Source organism: Amycolatopsis cynarae (genome assembly GCF_026802195.1).
GTDB lineage: Bacteria > Actinomycetota > Actinomycetes > Mycobacteriales > Pseudonocardiaceae > Amycolatopsis_E > Amycolatopsis_E rhizosphaerae.
Window position 1 is genome coordinate 2,358,081 of record NZ_CP113836.1, and the last position, 14,657, is coordinate 2,372,737.

Below are 14,657 nucleotides of genomic sequence, written 5' to 3' on the forward strand. Positions count from 1 at the left end.
ATCAGAAGCAGGGGTGGTTGCCGATGAGCACGATATTCTTGGAGTCGGAGAGGCGCAGCGTGTCCGCCACCGTCGCCCAGGCGATCTGCCGGAGGTCCTTCACGTTCACCGCGGCCGCCTGGGTGCCCGAGGTGCCGGGCACGCCCCTGGCCCCGGGAGGCCCTTGGGTGAGCGTGCTGGCGTCGCGGTTGATCTCGACGTCGTGGTAGGTCACGGTGCCGAGGATGAGCTCGACGTCGACACCCAGGTTCTCCGCGTAGACGTGCGGCGCGGTGGTCCGCAGGGTGACCGCTCCGAGGATCGGCACCGGCGTCACGACCGACTGGCAGAAGTTGTCCAGGGTGGCCCGCCGGAAGGCGTTCACCAGCACGGGGTGCAGCCTGCCGTTGATCTCGTGGTCGACGGCTCCGTAGGCCACGAAGCCATAGCCGTTCAGTTGGTCCGCGGTGGTCTTGAGCGGCGTCCCGGCGACCGCGAACGACACGGCCAGCGCCTCCTGGGCGATGGCCACCATGATCCCGCCGGCACCGATGGCCCCGGCGGCGAAGATTCCGAGAAAGCGCCGCCACCGGATTCTTCCGGCCGGCCTCTCCGGCACGTCAGTCACATCTGGCTCCCTTCATGTGAGGTTGGTGTAACCAGGATGTGGCGGAAACCGTGAAACCGCTGTCGCAAACGGCGAAATCACCCGGTGGCGAAGCGCTATCGGGTCGCGTGGTGCGTCTGGACCGAATGCATCGACTGTCCGAAGTGGACTGTAAAGGCACGGTTGAACGACAAACCCTTGTGGGTTAACGGGTTTTTTGACGGTAACGCAGTGGTGCGCTAGTGCTACTCGCTGTGCTCGAGTGCTCGGGCGAGCACCTGTGCCAGATGCAGCGCTCGGCGTTCGGTGAGGTCGGCGATCTGCGTCCGGCAGCTGAACCCGTCGGCGAGGACGAGGGTGTCCGGGGCGGCGGCTTCCACCTCGGGCACCAGCACCCGGTTCGCGGCGCCGACGGACACCTCGTAGTGCCCCTTCTCCACCCCGAAGTTCCCGGCCAGTCCGCAGCATCCGGAGTCGAGTGTTCGGTTGTCCACGCCCACCTTCCGCAGCAGGCGTTCGTCGGCCGCGTTGCCGGTGGTCGCGTGCTGGTGGCAGTGCTCTTGGGTGATCGCTTTCGCGGGAAGGCGGGGAAATTCCACGTCGGGCGCGAAGCGCTCCAGGAACTCGGCGAGGCCGAACGCCTTTCCGGGCAGGCCGTTGAGCTCGTCGTCGCCGAGCAACTCCCGGGCGTCGTGGCGGAACACGGCCAGGCAACTCGGTTCCAGGCCGACGATCGGCACCCCGTTGTCCAGCGCCGGGCGCAGCACGCGCAGCGTGCGCCGCAGCATGCGCCGCGCGATGTTCAGCTGGCCGGTGGAGATCCAGGTCAGCCCGCAGCAGACCGAAGACGAGGGCAGCACCACGTCGAAACCCGCGTGCTCCAGCACCTTCACCGCGTCAACACCCACTTCGGGCGAAAGGAAATTGGTGAAGGTGTCCGGCCACAGCAGCACCTTCGGCCGGTCACCGCCGGGCCGTGGCCGGAACGAGCGGCGGAAGCTCCGGGGCGCGAACCGCGGCAGCGAGCGTTCCGGTGTGATCCCGCCCAGCTTCTTCACCAGCGGGGCCGTCCGCCCGCCGAGCACCGCATTCGCCAACCGGGGTGCGGCCGAGGCCAGTCTCGCCAGCAGCGGCAGGAAACCCAGCGAGTAGTGGCTGGCCGGGCGGAGGCGGCCGGCGTAGTGCTGGTGCAGGAATTCGGCCTTGTAGGAGGCCATGTCGACGTTGACCGGGCAGTCGGACAGGCAGCCCTTGCACGCCAGGCAGAGATCGAGCGCCTGAAGGACTTCCCGCGAGCGCCAGCCTTCCGTCACCGTCTCGCCGCGCATCATCTCGAACAGCAGGTGCGCGCGGCCCCGGGTGGAGTGCTCCTCGCGCCGGGTGACCATGTAGCTGGGGCACATCACGCCCGTCGAGGTGTCGATGCAGGCGCCGACGCCGACACAGCGGCGGGCCGCCACCGCGAGGCTGCCGCCGTCGTGCGGGTACCTGAGCGTGACCGGCAGCGACCGCACCGGCCCGTCGAACCGCAGGTCCGCGTCCAGTGGGCGGGGATGCACCAGATTTCCCGGGTTGAACAGGTTTTCCGGGTCCCAGATGCCCTTGAACCGGGCGAACAGGTCCAGGATCGCGGGCGGGTACATGCGCGGCAGCAGTTCGGCGCGGGCCTGGCCGTCGCCGTGCTCGCCGGACAGTGATCCGCCGTGGCGGACCACCAGATCCGCCGCCTCCTCCAGGAACGCCCGGAACCGCCGCCTGCCCTCCTCGTCGGTCAGGGCGAAGTCGATCCGGATGTGCACGCAGCCCTCGCCGAAATGCCCGTAAGGGACGCCCTTGAGACCGTGACGGGCCAGCAGGGCGCGGAAGTCCCGCAGATAGGCGCCGAGGTTCTCGGGCGGGACGGCGGAATCCTCCCAGCCGGGCCAGGCCTCGGTCCCCTCGGCCATGCGCGTGACGATGCCCGCGGCGCTTTCCCGGACCGACCACAGCAGCCGCTGGTCCGCGGGATCCGTCTCCACCACGGTGTCCGCCCCGGTCCGGCCGCGCAGCACCGCGGACAGCTCTTCGGCCCGCTGCCGAGCCTGTTCGGCGCTCGCCCCGCCGACCTCGACGAACAGCCAGCCTCGCCCCTTCGGGAGGAGGTCCACCGCCGGGTGCGCCCGCCGGGCCTGCAGCGCCTCCACCAGATCGGCGCCCATGCCCTCCACGGTCAGCGGCTTCAACGACAGCACCGAAGGCACCGCGTCCGCGGCGGCGATGTCGTCTTCGTACCCGGCGACCACGAGCGCGCGGGCCGCGGGCGCGGGCACCAGCCGCACGGTGATCTCGGTCAGCAGCACGCACGTGCCTTCGGTGCCGACCAGCGCGCGCACCAGGTTGGTGCCGTTCTCCGGCAGCAACTGGTCCAGCGCGTAGCCGGAGACCCGGCGGGGCAGCGACGGAAAACCGGTGCGCAGGACGGCGAGGTTGTCCAGGGCGAGCTGCCGCAGGCGCTGGTGCACCCGGCCGGCCGGGCCGGGATCTGCCGCGGTGTCCGGCCCGATGGTCATGCGCGTGCCGTCGGCGGTGAGCACCTCCAGCGCCACCACGTTGTCGGCGGTGCGGCCCCAGGCGACCGAATGGGAGCCGCACGCGTCGTTGCCGACCATCCCGCCCAGCGTGCAACGGCTGTGCGTCGACGGATCGGGCCCGAAGGTCAGCCCGTGGACCGCCGCGGCCTCCCGCAGGCGGTCCAGCACGACCCCGGGGCGCACCCGCGCGGTGCGGGCGGCCGGGTCGATCTCCAGGATCTGGTTCAGATGTGTGGAGTAGTCGAGCACCACCCCGCGCCCGAGCGCCTGCCCGCCGATGCTGGTGCCCGCCCCGCGCGCGGTGATCGGGATCCGGTACCGGCGGCACAGCCGCACCGTGGTCTCCAGATCCTCGACCGTGCGGGGATGGACCACGGCCACCGGCACCTGCCGGTAGTTGGACGCGTCCATGCTGTACGTCGCCCGCGCCGTGGTTCCGTACTCGACCTCACCCGCGAGCGCGTGGCCCAGCTCCGCCAGGAACCGGGCCACGTGCTCCTCGTCCGCTGTCGCGGTCATGCGGCTCCATCACTCGGGGAAGCGGGCAGGGGATCGCCTGCCCGCAGGGGCGCCGCCGCGAACCGGCCCTCGTGGGCCAGCACCGGACGGCGGTCACCGGCCAGTTCGGGGTAGCGCTGCTCCAGTTTCTCGCGCCGGGTCATCTGCCGGTGCCAATGGCGGACGGTCTCGGCGTCACCGTTGCCGGTGCCCCGCCAGCTCTTCGGCGCGTCGTCCCGGCTCGGGCCGGCGTCGGCGACCCCGCCGAGCCGGACCGCGGGCGGCCGCCGCCGCGGACGGCCGCCGCAGGCGCGGCAGTCCGGTGCCGGACTGGCATGCGAGGGCACCAGCGCTTCGAACCGGTGCCCGCACTCGCAGGCGTAGTCGTAGATCGGCATGCCCTCACCAGTTTTCGATCGACTCGGCGAAGATGGCGGCGAGGTCCTCGCCGCGCACCGGGCGGGGCGCGATCGTGAGCAGGCGTTCCTGTTTGAGCGCACCCTCGACCAGGTCCGGAATGTCGCTTTCGCTGTAGCCGACCCCGTCGATGCCGTTGGGGATCCCGATGTCGCGCATCAGGGAGGACAGCACGAATGGCAACTGGTCCACCGGGTCCGCCTGCGCGGCGGCGCGCGGATCGAGGATCGCCGCCGCCCGCAGGTGCTTGTCCGGATTGGTCGGGAAGGTGAACCGGAACGCGGCGGGCGCGGTCAGCGAGACGGATTCCCCGTGCGGGACCATCGCCTCGTGCTGCGGGTAGTTCTTCGGCCGGTACTCCTTGACCCGCCCGGCGATCGGGTACGCGCAGGCGTGCGGGATATGCACCCCGGCATTGCCGAAGCCCATCCCGGCGAACGTCGCGGCCAGCATCATGTCGGTGCGGGCGGTGAGGTCCCCGCCGTTGAGCACGGCCTTCCGGAAGGAGCGGGCCAGCAGCGTCAACGCCTGTTCGGTCCAGGCGTCGGAGATCGGGTTCGCCCCGCAGTAGGCCACGCGCGTTTCCGGCCGGTGCCGGGGGAAGGAGTCGTACGGCCGTGCCGTGTAGGACTCCAGCGCGTGGCAGAGCACGTCCATCCCGCTGGCCGCGGTGACCTCCGGGGGCATGCTCAGCGTCAGCAGCGGGTCGACGACCGCCATCGTCGGCCGCAGCCGCGGGTGGCTGATCCCGGACTTCACCTTCAGCTCCAGGAAGTCCATGATGCACACCGGTGTGGTCTCCGAGCCGGTGCCCGCCGTGGTGGGCACCGCGACCAGCGGCTTGAGCGGGCCCGCGGGCGCCCTGCCCGCGCCGATCGGCTTGTTGACGTAGTCGTAGAGATCGGCGGGGTAGGTGGTCATCAGGTTCACCGCCTTGGCGGTGTCGATGGACGAACCGCCGCCCACCGCGATGAACCCGTCCCAGGTGGACTCGCTCGCGAACTCCACCGCGGCCCTGATGCTCGCGTCCGTCGGTTCGACGTGCACCTGGTCGTAGATCTCGACGGTGAGCCCGTCGGCCTTGGCGGCGTCGGCGACCCGCTGCGGGACGCCGCTGGCCGCGACGCCGGGGTCGGTGACGATCAGGACCCGTTCGGCGCCCATCTGCGCCAGATCCCAGCCGATCTCGTCGACCGCGCCCGCGCCGAACTTCAGCGGCGTGGCGCCCCAGGTGAACACCGTTTCGTTCAGATACTCGGTCATGGCGCGTCCCCTTCCTAGCGGTAGTACCCGGTGGGGGCGAAGGAAAGCTTCGCGGCCTGGTCCGGATCGTGCCCGAAGACCACTTCGGCGCCGGTCTCCTCGGCGATGCGGCGCAGCTTTTCCACCGACTCCAGCCAGCGCACGCTGTCCCACACGATCGCGGCGCCGACCGCGGGCGGCCCCCAGCTCTCGCCGAGGTAGACCGCGTCCGAGGTGAAGATCTTCGTGCCGGACTCGGGCAGATCCACCCGCAGCGACATCGTCCCCCAGGTGTGGCCCGGGGTCTCGATGACGCTCACCCCCGGCGCGATCTCGGCGTCACCGGAGACGAGTTCGTAGTCGATGCCCTCGTAGTCGACCTTGAGGTGAGCGCCCTTGAACGGGCCGTCGATGCCGAGCGCGCCCTCGTGCTCGGCCCGGTTGACGATGATGCGGGTCTTGCCGTTGTCGAACAGCTTCGCGTTCGCGGCATGGTCGAAGTGCAGGTGCGACAGCACGAGCACGTCGATGTCGTCCGGCGTGAGCTCCAGCGCGGCCAGCGAGTCCTGCAGGTAGCTCGTGCCCTCCTGCACGGGGAAGAACTCCTGCAGGCCGGTGGGTGCCCAGCGGGTCTCCCAGTCCTGGGGCACGCCGGTGTCCCACAGGATCCGGCCCTCGGGGTGCTCGATGAGCACGGCATGGGTGGGGCAGGTCGTCCAGACGGCCTGCTTGGCGGGGTTCGACCGGTCGGTGATCGTGGCTCCCGGCTTGAGCAGCAGCCACGTCTGGTCGCATTCCATGGTCCCGGTCCGGAGCAGGTGGACCTTGCTCGGTGCCGTCATCCGCGCCTCCTTGCGCTTCGTGCGAGAACCGCCGGGCGACACAGTGGCATGTAGCATGCTACTCCGTCAACCGGAGCCCGTAGGCGCCGTAGAGGGCCCGTTCGCCGCGCGAGTCCCACGCTCGTGCGCGTGTGTCCCACGCTGGTGCCGGGGCGGGATGCCATGAAGGTCGCCTTCAGGGTCATCAACGCCCTCAAGGCCACCTTGAGGGCACGCCCCTGGTTCCAGGAGGTCGAAGAAGGCCAGCGACCCGGCCCCCTGCGGCAAGGCCGGGGGCCGGGTCAGCGGGGGTAGGCGGTCCAGTCGAAGGAGACCGGGGGTGCGGAATCCCCGCCCGCGGCCGCTTCCTGCCCGATCAGCAGACGCGCGGTGTGCAGCAGGTGCGTGCGCATCGACTCCGCGGCCCGTTCGGCCTCGCCCGCCTCGATCAGGTCGAAGATCGCCTGGTGTTCGGCGAGGATGTCGTCGAGGCTGCGGGACCGGTCCACCGTCGACGTGCCCCGCAGCAGGACCATGTCCCGCAGCGAATCGATGTAGCGAGCGAGCCTCAGGTTGCCGGAGGCCTCGTTGATCACCTCGTGGAAACGCCGGTCGGCGGCCATGAACGTGGTCTCGTCGTGCCGGGTGGCGGCGGTCCGCATCGCCTTCAGCTGCACGGCGAGCTCCTTGAGGCAGGCAGGCGTCCGCTGGGTCACCGCCCGGTAGGTGGCGGGCACCTCCAGCAGCAGCCGGATCGCGAAGACCTCCTCCAGATCGTGCAGGGAGGTCTGCAGGATGCGCACCCCCCGGTTTCGCTCGAACCGCACCATGCCGCGTTCGACGAGCTGGATGAGGGCCTCCCGCACCGGGGTGCGGGACACCCCGAGCCGTTCGGCGAGGTCGTGCACGGAGTACAGACTGCCCGCGACCAGTTCGCCGTTGACGATTGCGGTCCTGAGCTCGTCGAGGATCTTCCCGGCGAGGTTCGCGTCGTTCCCGATCTGCCGCATCCGGCCATTTTCCCACGGGCCACCACGGGCCTCGGGCAGCCCGCCGGGGCCGTTCTCAGGCGGCGTGCCCGTGCCAGGCGTAGGGCTCGAGCGGCTCGTCCAGCGGTGCTCGCACCAGGCCGTTGGCCAGGGTGGACATCGTGTAGGTGCCGATGCCCAGCACGATCTCCAGCGCGTGCTGGCGGGTGTAGCCGTGCGCGAAGAAGGCCTGGAGTGCGGTGTCGTCCACCGCGCCGGCGGTGTCCAGGATCGTCAGCGTGAGGACGCGGACGGCCTCCAGGCGTTCGTCCGCCAGCGGTCGCCGCTCGCGCAGTGCCGAGATGAGCTCCTCCGCCGCCCCCAGCTTGATCAGCTTCGCGGTGTGCATCGCGACGCACAGGTGGCAGCCGTTGCGGGTCGCGACGGTGAGGATGACGACTTCGCGGGCCAGCGGCTCCAGGGTGGTCGTCTCGAACAGGACGTTGAGCTTGCCGAAACCCTCCAGCAGGTGGGGCGAGGCAGCCCAGCGCCGGGTGGCGGCGGGGAGGTATCCCAGGTGGCCCGCGGTGCCCTGCATGAATCGGCGGGAGGCGGCCGGGGCGGATTCGAGGGTGTGGTCGGTGAACAGCTGCTCGGACATGGGGCTCCTTGCTAGAGTCGTCAACGTGGTTGTCGAAAAGGTAAACCAGGTTGACGAGTTTGGCAAGATCGGATTCGGCCATGGCTGACCGGGAAGGGGCGGACCGGGCCGGGTTCGAACTGCCGCTGCTGCTGTTCGCGAACTTCCGCGCGCTCATCGACCAGCTCAACGCCGAACTGGCCCGCCAGGGGCATCCGGACGCCCGCCCGGTGCACGGCTTCGCCCTGCAGGCGGTCGGCCGCGCCGGGGCCACGGCAACCGAACTCGGCCGCCGGCTCGGCATTTCCAAGCAGGCGGCGGGGAAAACGGTGGATCGCCTCGAAAAGCTGGGTTACGTCGAGCGGGCCGACGATCCGAACGACGCCCGGCGCAAGCTCGTCCGGCTCACTCCCCGGGGCTTCGACCTCCTCGGCCGATCGGCCGTGATCTTCGATGAGCTGCGCGCCCACTGGGTCTCGGCGCTGGGGAAGGACCGCGTCCGGGATCTGGAGGCGGCCCTGAGCACGATGGCGCCCGCCGAGGGCTTCCGCCTCGACGCGCCGGGCTGGTTCGGCACTGAGCAGGGCACCGGCAAGACCGGCTGATTCCCGCGTTGCGGAGTCCGGGCAAGGCCCCTCAGCGGGGCAGGGCCGCGGCGAGTGCGGACACCGCGGCCCCGGGGGCGCGGCCGTGCACGAGTTCGGTCCGGTGCACCAGCCGCGGCGCCGAGAGCGGCACCGCCCGCACACCCGGGGCACCGGCCAGTGCCGAGGCGGGCAGGAGCAGCAGCCCGTGCCCCTCGGCGACCAGGGACAGCAGGGTCCTCGTGTCCCCGCCCTCGTACCGCAGTGCGCTGCGCAGGTGGTCGGTGCCGACGGCGGCGCGCAGTTCACCGAGCGGAGCGGCGATGCCGGGCGCGTCGAGCCAGCTCGCGTCGGCGAGATCCCGAAGCCGCACCGAGGAACGCGTGGCGAGAGGGTGCTCATCGGGCAGGGCGAGGGCCACCGGTTCTTCGGCGACGGGGGCGGTGGTCAGGAAGTCCGCGTCGTGCAGCCGCAGCGGATCGCTTGGCGCGACGATCCCGTCGACCAGTCCGAGGTCGATCTCGCCGAGGGCAACCCCGTCGACCACCGCGTCGCGCGCGGCGGCCCGCACGCTCACCTCGAGGCCCGGCAGGGACCGGCGCGCCTCCGCCAGCGCCCTGGCGGCCCAGCCGGCCAGGGCCAGCGGGCAGCCGCCGAGCACCACCTTGCCCGGCGGTTCTCCGGCGGCCCGCCGGATGTCGGCCCGGGCGGCCTCCATGCGCCGCAGGATCGGGCCCGCGTGGTCGAGCAGCCGCTGCCCGGCGGCGGTGGGTTCGACCGGCCTGCGGTGCAGCAGCGCGACACCGAGGTCGCCCTCCAGTGCCGCGATGTGCTGGGACACCGCGGACTGGGTGTATCCGAGCTGCCGGGCGGCCGCCGAAAACGACCCGAGCGCGGCCACGGTGACGAAGGTGCGCAGCAGGTGAGACTCCACTCGATCAGTATTGCTTATCGACCCAGCGCGAATCATCGTTGGCCTTGATTCGTCATCCGGGCAACGATGGACCACATGACGACCACCAACCCTCATGGCGCCCGGATCGGCGCCCGGATCGCCCTCGTCGCGGACCGCAGCGCCAACGTCCGTTCGCACACCCGGATCCCCCTGCTCGTCGAGGCCTTGCGAGAACGCGAGCACCTCGAACTCGACGCCTACTGGGTGCCGACCCCCGACGCGGCCGAGCCCGGGGCACTCGCCGGGTTCGACGGGATCTGGCTGCTGCCGGGAAGCCCTTACGAGAGCGAGGAAGGCGCACTCGCCGCCGTCGGCACGGCCCGGACGGCCGGGATCCCGTTCCTCGGCACCTGCGCCGGGTTCCAGCACATGCTGCTCGAATACGCGCGTTCGGTCGCCGGTCTGGCCGGGGTGGCCCACGGGGAGGCCGAACCGGAGGCCGCCGAACAGCTCATCGCCCCGCTGGCCTGCTCGCTGGTCGGGCACGAGGGCGCGGTGAACCTCACCCCCGGTTCGCTGGCCGAACGGCTGCTCGGCGGGAACCGGACGACGGAGCGCTACCACTGCTCCTACGGCCTGAACCCGTCCTATCTGGACACCTTGGCCGCACACGGGATCGCCTTCACCGGGGTCGACGACGCCGGTGACGTCCGCGTCGCCGAACTGCCCGGTCATCCGTTCTTCCTGGCCACCCTGTTCCAGCCGGAACTGGCCGGGGACGGCTCGCGGCCGCACCCGTTCGTCGCCGCGTTCGCTCGCGCCGCCGTGCTCCGGGCCGGTATGGACCAAAAGGTTCCGACGGCCGTGTGACGCGCGCCGGTGCGGGAGCACCGCACCGGGAAGGCGTTTTCCGCATCCGGCCCGGGCCCGCGGGGAGACCCGCTACGCGGCCCGGCCCGGCTTGCGGGGCGTCGCCGGGGCGGCCGACTCGACGACCTGGAGCACGTTGGTGATCACCTCGCCGAAGCGGTCCGGGTCCGCCAGCAGCCAGCCGTGCCCTCCCGGCACGGTGATCAGCTTCGGATCGTCGAGCCCGGCGTGCAACGACATCAGCGTGGCTTCGGGGATCACGTTGTCGTTCTGGCTCCAGACGATGACCAGCGGGAGCTTGCGCTTGTTGAGCTCGGCCAGTTCGGTGGTGAGATCCGCCGTGCGGGCGAGGTTGGCGACCCGCCAGATCGCACCCGGGTTGCGCAGCAGGTTCGGCACCGCGTCACGCAGGATCACCGGCAGGACGTTGGCCATCTGGCGCGTCGGGAGCAGGTCGGCCTGCAGGTGCAGCCCCCAGTCCCACAGGGGGCGTTGCGCGATCGCCTTGAGCACTCCCCGGTTGTTGGTCCACGAGGAGCCGCCGATCGAGTTGAGCAGGATCAGCTGGGAGGTGGTGTCCGGGAAGTCGTAGGCCGTGCGGATGGCGACGCCACCGCCGAAGGAATGCCCGACCAGCGCGACCGGTCCGGTGATCCCGATGGTGCGGAGGAACTCGCGGACCCACGCTGCGTAGCCGTGCAGATCCCGTTCGTCTTCGGGGAGTTCCGCGGTGCCGCCGAAACCGGGCAGTGCGGGTGCGTAGACCCGTAGGCCGTTCGAGGCGAGGTAACCGAGCGAACGCGCGTAAGTACGGTCCGCGAGCCCCCAGCCGTGCAGGAAGACCACCACGGGCCCGTCACTGCCGCCGACGCCGTAATGGGCGATCCGTCCGGAGACCTTCACGGTGTGCCAGTTCAGCTTCACGTGATTCACGACGGACCTCCTTGTCTGTCTCCTCGCCAGGACTCCCAGGATGCCCCGCTTTCTGTGGCGCGAACCACTGTCCTTGGTCCTTTTCCGCCCGTTCGTGCGGACCTGCGCGGGGGGACCTGGGTCCCGGGAGACAGGGGACTCCCGGCTTCCCCCGGCCTGCCGATGGTCCCGGCGGTGTCTTCCTGCCCGGGCTCGCCCGTCTCCTGTGGACGATCCCGACCCCGGGAACCGTTGTGGAGCGTGGGAACGGCTCAGGGCGTGTCGACGGGCGTGAAGCCCGCGCCGTAACCGTCGCGAGCCGCCAGGTCGGCCAGGATGTTCTGGGCCGACTCGTAGAAGAACGTGCCGCCCAGCGGGTCGGTGTCGTACACCCCGTGCACGATGCCGGCCCAGGCGGTGCCCACGTTGCCTTCCATGAGCACGACCGGGCCTCCGGAATCGCCGGGGCCGTTGATCGCCCAGCTGTGCAGCATGCCGTTGACGATGTTGCCGACCATGCCGCATTTCAGGCCGGTCGTCTGCCCGTCCTTGCAGATGATGTCGGAATAGCGGCTCGGCAGCCTCGTCGCGTTGTGATCGATGCGCAGGGCGGGGCCGTTGCTGGAAAGGGTGACCTTGGTCAGGTCGAAGCGGATCACGGCGTAGTCGTGGGGCGTGTCCGGGAAGGAGGGATCGTTCTCCGCCGGGATCGGACTCGTCCAGACGTAGGTGCCGATCGGGCCGAACGCCAGATCGTTGGCGTCGTACACCGGATACTCGAACGTCGGGGGCTCGTTGACCACTTGGACGCAGTGGGAGGCGGTGATCCCGATGCCGTTGCCGAACCTGTCGTAACCGACGGGGCCGAGCGTGCAGTAGCCGACGCCAGGCAGGCCGAGACCGGGGTTGGGCGACCACACGATCTTCATGCCGTTGGTGACGACCTTCAACGGCGCCGGTGCATCCGCCACGGCGGTGACGGATCCGCTCGCGAGTCCTCGGGGGTGGCCGCCGGCCGGTGCGGCCTGGGCGGCCACTGGTGCCGCCACGGTCATCGCGGCAGCCGCGGCGGCGACCACCCACCGCCTGGTCCGTTTCTTCGGCAACGCGCACCTCGATTCAATCCGGTATCAAGGAAGCGACGGTAGCCGGAACCGATGAAACCCCGATGAATCAAGCGAAATCCGCGAGCCGTTTCGCCTTGTCGGCGACGCGGCGCAGGAACCGCTCGGTGGTGATCACGTTGCGGCCGTGGATGCCGCTCGCCGCGATCTCGCCGTCGTCGTCGCGGGCCTCGACCTCCCATTCGACGTAGGTGCCCTCGATGCGGATGCAGCGGGCGGTGACGGTGAGCCTGGCGCCGGGTGGGGTGGGGGCGCTGTGCCGGATGTCGACCCGGGTGCCCAGGCTTGCCTCGCCCTCCTCCAATACGGGACGCAGCGCCAGGATCGCGCACCATTCCAGCAGGCCGACCATGAAGCCGGTGGCGAAGACCTCGGGCATGCTCCGGTATTCCTCGGACTCCGGGTACAGGTGCGGGACCGTCTTCGTGGGGGGCACCCGGTAGTGCAGGCGCTGGACGTCGCCGAGGGACAGGGTGTCGAGCACGGGAAGCTCCTCGTTCCGCCGGTTGGCCCATCACTCGTACTTCCGTGAACAATGGAGGTCACTGTAGCGTCGTCCGCTCGGAAGTGAAACGGGTTCGCGATTCAGGTGACCGCAGCCGGTTGAGGGGCCCTCACGGCGCCGCGGCGGCCAGTGGTACGCCGAGTAGGACCACTTCGCCGAGCGTCACGAGCGGAAGCCCCCGGGTGCGCAACCAGGCCGAACTGGGCAGCAGATCGCCGTGCTCGACCGCGAGGAGTGGACGAGCGGCGAAGGCCAGGACGAGCAGGTGAGGCGCGAGCCCGGCGATCGCCCACAGCGGTCCGGACAGTGCGCGAAGGCCGGTGGCGATCAGGACCAGTCCGGCGAGCATGGTCAGGCAGGACAGGCCGACGGCGCGGCGGGTGCCGTGCCGGACCGTTGGCGTCGCGGCGCCGGCCGCGGCGTCGGCCTCGACGTCCGGCACCGACCACCACGCCGTGCGGCCACCGCTGAGCACCCCGAGACCGAGGAACACGAGCACCACGGGAAGCCCGGGAAGCCCGGCTCCGGCCGCCATCGCGGTGAAGGCCATCAGGCAAGGCAAGGTCGCCGAACAGGCACCGAAGGCGAGCGCACCCGGGAAACCCCGGTGTTTGAGCCGCACTGGCTCGACGTTGTACGCCCAATGCAGGATTGCGGTCGTCACCGCGTACACGAAGACGAGAGGGCGCCCGCTCAGTAACGCGGACGAAACCGCGCAGGCCAGACCTGCCGCGATCTCCCCGGCCACCCATCGTCGTGCGCGGACCAGGCCCGCTCGGAATACGGCTTTCGACAGGTAGTTCTTGTCCCCGTGCCGGGAGTCGGTGTCGATGTCGGCGATGGTGTTGAGAGCGAGTCCCGAAGCGAAAAGGAAAAGGTTCGCCAGGATCACCGCGACGGTGGCGAGAAGAGGAATGTGGTCCAGACCGGGAACCGCGTAGGCGATGCCCCAGCTCGCGTAGCAGAGGTAGGCGACGGGCAGTGGCCATTGCCATCGGTGGATGGCGAGGAAGTCGTGCAGGAGTCGGGAATCGGTCGGCTGCGGCATCTGCTCCCCAGGGTGAGGGCACGGAGAACCCCGCCGATGCACGTCACTTCGCGCTGTGTGGCGGCACGAGGTGAGGTGGAAGAGGGCGGAAGACCGTGCCGCCATGGCATTTCTGACGAGTTGACCTTGTTTTTGGCAGCATAGCAGGGAAACCTGGCTCAGTGGCCGCCGTCAGAGGAGCACGACGGGGACGGCGAGGAGCTGGCAGGCGTCGCACCCGACGTGGCGGAGGATGTCGCGGGTGGGGATCCGCTCCGCCTGCCCGCCGTGGAAGGAAATGCCGCAGAAGGTTTCCAGCTGCTTCAGGCGTCCTTGTCGCAGTAGGTGCAGGTCTTCCTCGCGTAACGGTGCCTGGTGCACGACGTGGTCTCGCAGGCCGATGGTGCGGGTCGTGCCGGGCAGGAGGTCGCCGAGGCGGAAGCGCACGGCGACCGCGTAGACGGGTGTGGTGCGGATGTCCGGTTCCCGGGCCGCGTCGCCGCCCCGGATCATGATCCGAACCGCCTTGGTTCGTGCCGCACCTCTGCTCCCCCCAGAGTATTCCCGATGTGAAAGTCGCTCGCACCGATTTCGCCCAGTATAGAAGTCGTATTGTGCGCTCGCCACTCTTCTCTCTTATGGCCTAATCGAAGGGGAGTGCGTTCGACTCTGTGTAATCGGAGCAACGGTTGTTCCCGCATCCGGAGGCACGATCCGGCGGATGCCTGTGCGGTCACCGTGCCGCCGTTCGGTCGAGAGCCCATTGGTTCCGACCACAATGAACGCGGAGCCGGAATCGGCAGCCGGAACCGGCGATTTCCGTAATGAGATGAATTCGCGGTCCCGGTGGGTGTTCACGTGCTGTCACGGCCTTGGTGGGCGGGCGCGGGGCACCGTCGAGCCGGGGGCGGGAATCTACTGGGGCTCGGCGAGTTGATCAAGGGGATTCACCCGTGCTGCTGACCACGGTCGAGATCACTTGACCGGCCCTGGCCGAA

General features: G+C 70.1%; 15 protein-coding genes. 2 read left to right on the forward strand and 13 right to left on the reverse strand.

Annotation, left to right across the window (positions count from 1 at the left end; all coding sequences use genetic code 11):
* Position 1 precedes the first annotated feature (1 nt).
* The 7 genes from ORV05_RS11165 to ORV05_RS11195 all read right to left on the reverse strand — a co-directional run bounded on the left by ORV05_RS11165 (position 2) and on the right by ORV05_RS11195 (position 7,751).
* Entirely contained in the window at positions 2 to 607 is a 606-nt protein-coding gene (locus ORV05_RS11165; protein WP_268758387.1) for a DUF6230 family protein, read from the reverse strand.
* A 224-nt stretch (positions 608 to 831) separates the two neighbouring features.
* Entirely contained in the window at positions 832 to 3,675 is a 2,844-nt protein-coding gene (locus ORV05_RS11170) for an FAD-binding and (Fe-S)-binding domain-containing protein (RefSeq protein WP_268758388.1), read from the reverse strand.
* Positions 3,672 to 4,052: an FmdB family zinc ribbon protein gene (locus tag ORV05_RS11175; RefSeq protein ID WP_144590824.1), complete on the reverse strand. Its 381-nt coding sequence runs from the start codon at positions 4,050 to 4,052 to the stop codon at positions 3,672 to 3,674. Before ORV05_RS11175 ends, ORV05_RS11170 begins: the two co-directional genes overlap by 4 nt.
* Before the next feature lie 4 nt (positions 4,053 to 4,056).
* Positions 4,057 to 5,334, reverse strand: a complete 1,278-nt coding sequence (locus tag ORV05_RS11180; RefSeq protein WP_268758389.1) for a hydroxyacid-oxoacid transhydrogenase — start codon at positions 5,332 to 5,334, stop codon at positions 4,057 to 4,059.
* 14 nt (positions 5,335 to 5,348) lie between these two features.
* A complete protein-coding gene (locus ORV05_RS11185) occupies positions 5,349 to 6,155 on the reverse strand; it encodes an N-acyl homoserine lactonase family protein (RefSeq protein WP_268758390.1) in 807 nt (268 codons plus the stop codon).
* A gap of 281 nt (positions 6,156 to 6,436) precedes the next feature.
* Complete coding sequence (locus tag ORV05_RS11190) at positions 6,437 to 7,144, reverse strand: GntR family transcriptional regulator (RefSeq protein WP_268758391.1); 708 nt, start codon at positions 7,142 to 7,144, stop codon at positions 6,437 to 6,439.
* Positions 7,145 to 7,199: 55 nt separating this feature from the next.
* Positions 7,200 to 7,751 (reverse strand): carboxymuconolactone decarboxylase family protein, encoded by a 552-nt coding sequence (locus ORV05_RS11195; protein WP_268759759.1) that lies wholly within the window; start codon positions 7,749 to 7,751, stop codon positions 7,200 to 7,202.
* A 92-nt stretch (positions 7,752 to 7,843) separates the two neighbouring features.
* On the opposite strand from ORV05_RS11195, the gene ORV05_RS11200 reads away from it, so the two are divergent.
* The gene (locus ORV05_RS11200; RefSeq protein WP_268758392.1) at positions 7,844 to 8,347 is read left to right on the forward strand and encodes a MarR family winged helix-turn-helix transcriptional regulator; all 504 of its coding nucleotides are present in this window, start codon (positions 7,844 to 7,846) and stop codon (positions 8,345 to 8,347) included.
* A 31-nt stretch (positions 8,348 to 8,378) separates the two neighbouring features.
* Here ORV05_RS11200 and ORV05_RS11205 read toward each other — a convergent pair whose 3' ends face one another.
* A complete protein-coding gene (locus ORV05_RS11205) occupies positions 8,379 to 9,260 on the reverse strand; it encodes a LysR family transcriptional regulator (protein ID WP_326938133.1) in 882 nt (293 codons plus the stop codon).
* Between the two features lie 75 nt (positions 9,261 to 9,335).
* On the opposite strand from ORV05_RS11205, the gene ORV05_RS11215 reads away from it, so the two are divergent.
* Positions 9,336 to 10,091, forward strand: a complete 756-nt coding sequence (locus tag ORV05_RS11215) for a CTP synthase C-terminal region-related (seleno)protein (RefSeq protein ID WP_268758393.1) — start codon at positions 9,336 to 9,338, stop codon at positions 10,089 to 10,091.
* 72 nt (positions 10,092 to 10,163) lie between these two features.
* Here the strand turns inward: ORV05_RS11215 and ORV05_RS11220 are convergent, their stop codons facing one another.
* The 5 genes from ORV05_RS11220 to ORV05_RS11240 form a co-directional block, all read right to left on the reverse strand.
* On the reverse strand, positions 10,164 to 11,024 hold the full coding sequence (locus ORV05_RS11220; protein ID WP_268758394.1) for an alpha/beta fold hydrolase: 861 nt from the start codon (positions 11,022 to 11,024) through the stop codon (positions 10,164 to 10,166).
* Positions 11,025 to 11,275: 251 nt separating this feature from the next.
* On the reverse strand, positions 11,276 to 12,109 hold the full coding sequence (locus ORV05_RS11225; RefSeq protein ID WP_268758395.1) for a chymotrypsin family serine protease: 834 nt from the start codon (positions 12,107 to 12,109) through the stop codon (positions 11,276 to 11,278).
* Between the two features lie 67 nt (positions 12,110 to 12,176).
* Positions 12,177 to 12,611 carry a thioesterase family protein gene (locus ORV05_RS11230; RefSeq protein ID WP_268758396.1) on the reverse strand — a complete coding sequence of 145 codons (435 nt, stop codon included), beginning with the start codon at positions 12,609 to 12,611 and terminating at the stop codon, positions 12,177 to 12,179.
* A gap of 130 nt (positions 12,612 to 12,741) precedes the next feature.
* Positions 12,742 to 13,680 (reverse strand): UbiA family prenyltransferase, encoded by a 939-nt coding sequence (locus tag ORV05_RS11235; protein ID WP_268758397.1) that lies wholly within the window; start codon positions 13,678 to 13,680, stop codon positions 12,742 to 12,744.
* A gap of 171 nt (positions 13,681 to 13,851) precedes the next feature.
* Positions 13,852 to 14,172, reverse strand: a complete 321-nt coding sequence (locus ORV05_RS11240; protein WP_268758398.1) for a hypothetical protein — start codon at positions 14,170 to 14,172, stop codon at positions 13,852 to 13,854.
* Between the last annotated feature and the right edge of the window lie 485 nt (positions 14,173 to 14,657).

Excerpts from the sequence above, each read along its gene's own strand:
- ORV05_RS11190 (WP_268758391.1), bottom strand. The coding sequence starts at position 7,144 with ATGCGGCAGATCGGGAACGACGCGAACCTCGCCGGGAAGATCCTCGAC.
- ORV05_RS11215 (WP_268758393.1), top strand. The coding sequence starts at position 9,336 with ATGACGACCACCAACCCTCATGGCGCCCGGATCGGCGCCCGGATCGCC.
- ORV05_RS11240 (WP_268758398.1), bottom strand. The coding sequence starts at position 14,172 with ATGATCCGGGGCGGCGACGCGGCCCGGGAACCGGACATCCGCACCACA.
- ORV05_RS11235 (WP_268758397.1), bottom strand. The coding sequence starts at position 13,680 with ATGCCGCAGCCGACCGATTCCCGACTCCTGCACGACTTCCTCGCCATC.
- ORV05_RS11175 (WP_144590824.1), bottom strand. The coding sequence starts at position 4,052 with ATGCCGATCTACGACTACGCCTGCGAGTGCGGGCACCGGTTCGAAGCG.
- ORV05_RS11180 (WP_268758389.1), bottom strand. The coding sequence starts at position 5,334 with ATGACCGAGTATCTGAACGAAACGGTGTTCACCTGGGGCGCCACGCCG.
- ORV05_RS11200 (WP_268758392.1), top strand. The coding sequence starts at position 7,844 with ATGGCTGACCGGGAAGGGGCGGACCGGGCCGGGTTCGAACTGCCGCTG.
- ORV05_RS11170 (WP_268758388.1), bottom strand. The coding sequence starts at position 3,675 with ATGACCGCGACAGCGGACGAGGAGCACGTGGCCCGGTTCCTGGCGGAG.
- ORV05_RS11185 (WP_268758390.1), bottom strand. The coding sequence starts at position 6,155 with ATGACGGCACCGAGCAAGGTCCACCTGCTCCGGACCGGGACCATGGAA.